At 38.4% G+C, this 8,380-nt stretch carries 3 protein-coding genes; all 3 read left to right on the top strand.

Annotated elements, in window-relative coordinates:
• Positions 1 to 11 precede the first annotated feature (11 nt).
• The 3 genes from sov (at position 12) to FN817_RS21770 (ending at position 7,892) form a co-directional block, all read left to right on the top strand.
• Positions 12 to 7,055, top strand: coding sequence for a T9SS outer membrane translocon Sov/SprA (sov, locus tag FN817_RS21760; RefSeq protein WP_142719752.1), 7,044 nt, complete (start codon positions 12 to 14; stop codon positions 7,053 to 7,055).
• A 107-nt stretch (positions 7,056 to 7,162) separates the two neighbouring features.
• The gene (gcvH, locus tag FN817_RS21765; protein WP_047373847.1) at positions 7,163 to 7,540 is read left to right on the top strand and encodes a glycine cleavage system protein GcvH; all 378 of its coding nucleotides are present in this window, start codon (positions 7,163 to 7,165) and stop codon (positions 7,538 to 7,540) included.
• Positions 7,541 to 7,595: 55 nt separating this feature from the next.
• Entirely contained in the window at positions 7,596 to 7,892 is a 297-nt protein-coding gene (locus tag FN817_RS21770; RefSeq protein ID WP_317129990.1) for a VanZ family protein, read from the top strand.
• Positions 7,893 to 8,380 lie beyond the last annotated feature (488 nt).

Genomic DNA, 8,380 nt, shown 5'->3' on the forward strand with positions numbered 1-8,380 from the left:
CGTTCCTGTGTATGTCTGTCAGTGCTTTTGCGCAGGTACAGAAAGATACGGCGATCATAAGAAAAAAATACGAAGTGGCTGACCCTACGAGGTACGAAGCCTATTACGATATAAAAACCGGGATGTACTATGTGTATCCCAAAATCGGAAATACCATAACAGGTCCTCCTACAGCCATGTCTCCGGAAGAGTATAAAGAATATATGCTCGCTACCCAGACTAAAGCCTACTATAAGGAGAAATCTGATAAATACAATCTCCTTTTCAGAAAAGACAGATCAGATGCAAGGAAGAAGGGACTTATCCCTTCATTGTTGATTAATAACAGGCTCTTTGAAACGATTTTCGGAGGTAATAAAATTGAAATCATTCCTTCAGGATATGCATCCCTGGATTTTGCAGGACTTTACCAGAAAATAGATAACCCGATGATCCTGCCACAAAACAGGACCAGTTTTACTTTTGATATTGATCAGAGAATTCAGTTGGGATTATTGGGTAAAGTAGGTGAAAATCTTCAGCTGAAAGCTAATTATGATACCCAAAGTGGTTTTGCCTTTGAAAACCGAATGAATCTCGTTTGGCAGGCAAAAGGAAGCTGGAAAGATCTTCAAAGCAAAGGCCTTGGAAATGTAGATAAACCTAACGAAGGAGGAGAAGATAAAATCATCAAAAGAGTTGAATTTGGTAACGTGAATATGCCGCTTTCAACCAGTCTGATCCGGGGTTCACAATCACTGTTTGGGGTGAAAACAGAATTCCAGCTTGGAAAAACTTTTGGAACCGTTGTCCTTTCCCAACAACAGGGAGAGGCCCGTAATATTGTAGTACAGGGTGGTGGTGTTATGAATAACTTTAAAGTCAACGCTATTGACTATGAAGAAAATCAGCACTACTTTTTAGGACATTATTTCTTTAACAAGTATGATGATGCCTTGCTTAATTACCCGCAGATCAACTCAACCATCAATATTACCAGATTAGAGGTATGGGTACTGGATCAGGGGAACAGTAACCTGGCTTATCAGAAAAGTATTATCGGGATCAGAGACCTGGGAGAAGCAGCAGGAGGAATTACTTTACCGGATAACTCTCTGAACGGATTATATGATAAAGTTTCAACAGTAGCCGGAACCAGAGAAGCCGGGAAAAATTATGGGACTATTTTCCAGGGGCAAGTGCTTCCGGGAGATCCAACTCCTTATGACAACGGAGAACAGTTTATATACAATACAAAAGCGAGAAAGCTGAATGCTAACGAATTTACCTTTCAGCCGCAATTAGGTTATATCTCATTAAATCAAAAGCTTAATGACCAGCAGCTTTTAGCAGTTTCCTACTCCTATACCGTTAACGGTAGTAACAAAGTATACAAAGTAGGGGAATTTTCTGAAGAAAGTCCTGTGCTGGTTACTAAAGTATTGAGAGTAAACAATAAAGTGAACACTCAATCTCCGATGTGGGACCTGATGATGAAGAATATTTATTCGATAGATGCAGGACAGGTGGCACAAGATGGATTTATCCTTAACGCATACTACAGAGACCCGAAAACAGGAGGTAAAGTAAACTATCTTCCGGATACTCCTGTAAAAGATCAGAATTTACTGAAATTATTTAACTGGGACCGTCTTAACATGAACGGAGACATCCAGAATAATAAAGACGGAAGCAAAGGAGATGGTATTTTTGACTTTGTCAATGGGATTACTATCAGACCGGAAACCGGAAGAATAATCTTTACGAAAGTACAGCCTTTTGGTAGCTACATGCAAAAGGTTTTAGGAGGTACATTTGATCCTCAATACGTTTTCCAGGATCTTTATACCAAACAAAAACAACAAGCGTCCGCCAGTAACCTTGCACAGCGGTATACAATGGAAGGCCGTTATAAAGGTGTTCAGGGGCAGGGTATATCTTTAGGAGCAGTAAACGTTCCTCAAGGATCAGTAAAAGTAGCAGCAAATGGAGTACAGCTTACAGAAGGAGTAGACTATACGGTAGATTATATGCTTGGTACGGTTACTATCATCAATGAAAATGTAAAACAGTCTGGGCAGGCTATCAATATTTCACTGGAAAACCAATTGACATTTAATACCCAAAGAAAAAGATTCTTAGGATTAAATTTAGAAAGAAGATTCAGTGAGAACTTTATTTTAGGAGGAACGGTGATCAACTATTCAGAGTCGCCGCTTACCCAGAAAGTAAACTTCGGACAGGAAGCGGTAAACAATACCATGGCAGGGATCAACTTGATGTACAACAATCAGGCTCCTTATCTGACAAGGCTTACCAATAAACTTCCGATGGTAAAAACTGAAGCACCATCCAACTTGAACTTCAAGATGGAAGCTGCGTATCTGATCCCTGGATTAAATAAGGGAACAAATAATCAGTCATACATTGACGATTTTGAACAGACAACTTCCAAAATATCATTAAAAGAACCGGCAGCATGGAGCTTAGCTTCAAAACCGGAAAAAAATAAATTACCGCCATTTAATACAGTACCAGGAAATGACGACATAACAAGTGGATATGGAAGAGGACTATTAACATGGTATAATATCGACCCGAGATTCTGGGGTGTTGGAGGAAAAGCACCTGCAGGAATTACACCGCAGTCTGTATCCAACCACGCTTCCAGAAGAGTACAATATTCTGAGATTTATAACAACAGAGATTTTGTAGCGGGTGAACAAACTTTCACCAATACTTTCGATATCTCTTATTTCCCTAAAGAAAAGGGACCATACAACGTAAACCCGGTAACAGAACAGGCACAAAGCAGATGGGCAGGGATCATGAGGTCAATCAGCGTTCCAAACTTTGTTACTTCAAACATTGAATATGTGGAATTCTGGATGATGGACCCATACGCAGATGGTAAAACATTGGGTACTGATCCAAAACTATTACTTCACTTAGGAAACGTTTCTGAGGATGTATTGAAGGATGGAAAAATGCAGTATGAAAACGGATTGCCAACTCCTGGTACACCATCTTCTACCACAAATTCAAACTGGGGAATACAGCCAAAACAACCTCCGATTCTTTATGCATTCTCTACGGAAGGAGATGATAGAAAAGTGCAGGATGCCGGATATGACGGTCTTACTTCTGATCAGGAAGCAATGAGATTTGGGAATACCTTTGTAAACCCGGTAACCAATATTGCTGACCCTGCAGTGGATGACTTTGTATTCTATCTTTCTGATAAATTTACAGGAAGCCAGGCTGCTTCAGTGGTGGAACGATACAAGTATTTCAGAAACCCGGAAGGAAACTCGGAAGCAAACTCTCTGAACGTAGCTTCACAAACTCCGGATGCAGAAGATATCAATAAAGATTATAACCTTGATCAGACTGAAAATTATAATCAGTATGTTATAAAACTTGACCAGCCAAGTTTGTCACTTGGATCAAATAATATTGTAGATGTAAAAACAGTAAAAGCAAGTTTCCAGAACGGTCAGTCTGCAGATGTAAAATGGTACCTGTTCAGAATTCCTGTTGCTAATTATGATCCAGCCGAAGGAACTGCAGATCCATCAGTATTGAACAATGTAAGGTTTGCAAGATTGATGCTGGCAGGTTTTGATCAGACTTCTACTTTAAGATTCGGAACAATGGATCTTGTAAGATCAGACTGGAGAAAGTATACAAGTAAAATTGCAAGTTTAAATGTTACTAATCCAGAAGAAGGAACAGGAACAGTGACAGATCCTAATTTTGAAATAGGAAGTGTAAATATTGAAGAAAATGCATTAAACCAGCCCCCATACGTATTGCCTCCGGGAATCGACAGACAGGTGTTGAGTGGAAATGCAGGAGCTCAGAGACAGAATGAAGCCTCGCTTTACATGAAAGTGAAAGAACTTAAAACTGAGGCAAGAGGTGTGTTCAAAAATACAACATTGGATATGAGAAGATATAAAAAGCTGAAGCTTTTTGTGCATGCTCATGATCCAGAAAATAGAGATTTAAATGTAGGAACGTATGATCCTAAGACAAAATTCTTTATTCGTTTTGGAAGTGATGCCACTGATAACTATTATGAATATGAATCTACAATGAAGCTTACTTCTACAACTTCTACAGCTCCTATGGAAATCTGGCCAATTGAAAATGAAGTTGATTTTGATGTTCAGAACTTTGTAGATGCTAAGATCAGAAGAGACAAATCAGGTGTTGCAATCACGAATAGAACAATGGATCTTGTCTATCAGGAACCGTATAAAAATATTTATATTAAAGGTAGGCCAAGTTTAGGAAATATTACCACTATTATGATTGGGGTAAGAAATGCAGATCCAAGAACAAACTCTACCATAACGAGGATTCTTTGGGTAAATGAAATCCGCCTTTCTGAAATTGAGAATGATGGAGGATATGCAGGAAATGCCAGCTTGAACTTTAATATGGGAGATTTGGCAACAGTTAACGCCAATGCTTCCTATACATCTGTCGGTTTCGGAAATATAGATTCAAAACCTGCGGAAAGAACTCAGTCTACTCAATCAGCATTCAGTATTAATACAGCGATCAATGTAGATAAATTCCTTCCTGAAAAAACAGGGGTGAAGATTCCTTTAAACTATTCTTACTCACAGACTATTGAAGATCCGAAATACAATCCTCTGGATACCGACGTAGAATTCAGTAAGGCACCAAACAGAGAGCAATTGAAAAAAGTGGCGAGAACCTATACTCAGCAAAGAAGTATAGGAGTCGTGAATATGCATAAGGAGAGAGTAAATCCGAATAAAAAGCCTAAGTTCTATGACATTGAAAACGTTTCGGTAACGGCTGTTTATAACGATGACTATTTCAGGGATATTTATACCAAGAGAAATTACAGACAGTACCTGAGAGGATATGTTGATTATAACTACACATTTAAGCCGTGGGTGATCAAGCCTTTCAATAAAATGATCAGTGATACCGCAAAATCTACAAAGTATCTGAGATGGGTTAAAGAATTCAATTTTAATCCGATTCCTACAAGAATATCTTTCAGAACTGAAATCGACAGAAATTACAACGAACTTGAGTTCAGAAACGTGGAAGCAATCCTGAACGGAAATATGAATAGTGACTTTGATGCCATCAGAAACAGAAACTTCTTCTTTGGATGGCAGTATGGGTTAGGATTCAATTTCACAAAATCATTAAAACTGGAAATCAATTCAGCAACCAGAACGCTGAATGACAATCTGGATGTAAATTCGATGGACAGCAAATCGATTTTCGGAAATGTATTCAGAGCAGGTAGACCGGTATTGTATAACCACAGAGCACAGCTGAATTATAAACTTCCGTTCCAGTATCTACCTTACCTGGATTTCATTGATGCAGAAGTAGGATACGGATTTACTTATAACTGGGCGGCAAGATCTACTTCATTGACTGGATTTGTAGATCCTAATACAAACCAGACTGCAAGTTTGGGATCTGTAGGACAGAATACCAATGTTATTCAGGCAACGGCTTCAGCGGATCTTCCTAAATTCTTTAATCAGTTTAATTACTTTAAAAACATCAATGCAAAACTACAGAAGCGCAGACAGGAGATGGACTCTCTGAATAATGTGTATACAAAACAATGGGAAAAAAACAGATACAGATATAAGAAATATAAATTTAAGAATAAGCTTACTCCACTTCAAAGTGCAGCATTCTTCCTTACTTCTTTCAAACAGTTAAATGTAAGTTATAACGAAACGAATGGAACAGTACTTCCGGGCCTAATATCAGCTCCAAACTTTTATGGATACGGACAGACATTGGGTGGGCCAACACTAGGATTCCTTTTAGGATCTCAGGCTGATATCAGAAGAACAGTAATGGAAAACGGCTGGGTAAGTGGTTCCAATTATATGACCGACCCATATGTAAGAATGTCGACCAAAGAATTGAAAGCAGACTTGCAGATGATGCCGATGAATGATTTAAGAATTGACCTTAGTGTATTGCACAATTACAACAGTAATTTTTCACATACAGGATTTAATTATACAAACAACGGCGTTGCGGATCCTGACTTTACATTTGCCAGCGAAATGATAACTTATTCCAACTCGGCAGTACTACTTAATACATCATTTAAAGATGGGCAGGCGGTTTACCAGGCGATTAGAGAAAATGCAAGAGCACTTTCACAACAATTGGGAGGTCCGGGAGCAGTATTGGATAACGATGGATTTGCGAAGCATTACAGCATTGGAAATGCCTATGTATTGATCCCAGCCTTTAGAGCAGCTATGGAAGGGAAATCTGTAACCCCAATGACTAATCCTAAAAAAACAGGATTCCCGTTACCAAACTGGAGAATTACGTACTCGGGATTAAAAAATATCCCTATAATCAGTGGGCAGTTCACCAAGTTTGATATCTTACATGGTTATACAGCAACCTATACAGCAACAGGTATCCAAAGCAATGTAGATTATCACGGTAACCCGGATGGATACTACCAGACAGTAGATGGTGCAGGAAATGTAATCAAAAACGATGGCGACAAGATCAATCCATATACATTCGCACAGGTAGGATACGTAGAATCTTTTTCACCACTTATTGGAGTAGATGTTACCATGAGAAACAATATGCAGTTCGGGATACAATACAATAAAACAAGAATGATGGTACTGGGATTGGTAAACCAGACGCTTACCGAAGATGCCAACACAGAATATGTTGTAAGACTTGGATATATTGTCAGAAACTTCAGATTGGGAACAGCCAACATCAGAGGTAGAGGAACAAGAGGAAAAGGAAGTGACCTTAACATCAGAGGTGATATTTCATTAAGAGACAGCAAGACTTCCATTATGAATATACTGCTAAATGATGCCCAGGTAACAGGAGGACAAAGACTGATGAACATCAAACTTTCCGCAGATTATAACGTTTCTGAGAATCTGAATCTGAGAGTATTCTATGAACAGATGACCTCAAAGTACAAGATCTCTACAGCATTCCCGCTGTCTACAGTGAGAGCAGGTATTTCTGCCACATTTACATTCGGAGATTCCGGAGGCGGATTCTAAAAATGATACAAACTTAAAAGTCCTTCAGTTTTGAAGGACTTTTTTTATATCCAATATTTGAAGCTACTATATTTTTGAATACATTTGTACAAAATAAAAATTAAAAAATGAACACACCATCAGAATTAAAGTACACCAAAGATCACGAATGGATCAAGATCGAAGGTAACGTTGCTACAATCGGTATTACAGACTTCGCTCAGGGAGAACTTGGAGACATCGTATACGTAGACATCGATACTGTAGATGATGATCTTAATGGAGGAGATGTTTTCGGAAGTGTAGAAGCAGTAAAGACGGTTTCAGATCTATTCTTACCTATTGCTGGAAAGGTTATTGAGTTCAATTCAGAATTGGAAGCTCAGCCTGAACTGTTAAATACAGATCCTTATGGAGACGGATGGATTATCAAATTGGAAATTGCTGATGGGGCAGATCAGTCTGAGTTACTTTCTGCAGATGATTACAAAGCTATCATTGGATAAGATTTCAAAAATATTTAGTAAGATATTGCCCATTTATTGGGCATTTCTTACTTATATGCTTCTCAAGCCCGGAGAAGAAAATCATGAATATTGGTTTATGTTCAGCGGGATTGATAAAATTTTACATTTAAGTATATTCGCAGCCTTAGGTTTCTTTTTCATTGCTGCTTTTCCTAAAATAAAATTCTCATACTTTTTTCAGATCATCCTTATCTATGCATTCCTTACCGAAATTCTTCAGGAAGAAATGGGACTAGGCAGATCGATGGAAACATTAGATATCGTAGCAGATACTATAGGATGTCTATTGGGATACTATATATATAGAATAGTAATCAAGCGCTTCTTTTAACTTTACTATTAAAAAAGAGTGGTATACTTTTCCTCTACATAATAACATTAAGGTTTTCTCAAACTTTTACACCTTCAAACTTAATTAGGAGCTTCATCCTGCTATCCATTCCTACTCCTCGCGCCGATACTTTCCCACGCGCAAACCCATCTGCTCTCCAACCCAGGCTGCGGGGTAACCATTCCTATCAGGGCTAGGGGGTACCGTTGTTCGGGTTATTGGGTTTCTAGTTTTGGGTTTCTATGTAGAAAAGGAACATTGGTGTTGAATTTTCATATTCCTGATTTCTATAGAAGGTGGTTAGTGAGTATAAATCTCTGTTCCCATTGTGTCAGCTGGAATCCAAACTTCTTTACGAGAGCTCTTAAAGGAAGTAAGTTGCCAGGATGAAGTTTAAGATTTTTTTAGCAGTTAGTATTCGCAGTGTCATGCTGAGCAGAGTCGAAGCATTTTAATTAAGGTTATATCTGTGCTATTATAAATTTTAC

Origin of the sequence: Chryseobacterium rhizoplanae, from assembly GCF_900182655.1 — a bacterium.
GTDB lineage: Bacteria > Bacteroidota > Bacteroidia > Flavobacteriales > Weeksellaceae > Chryseobacterium > Chryseobacterium rhizoplanae.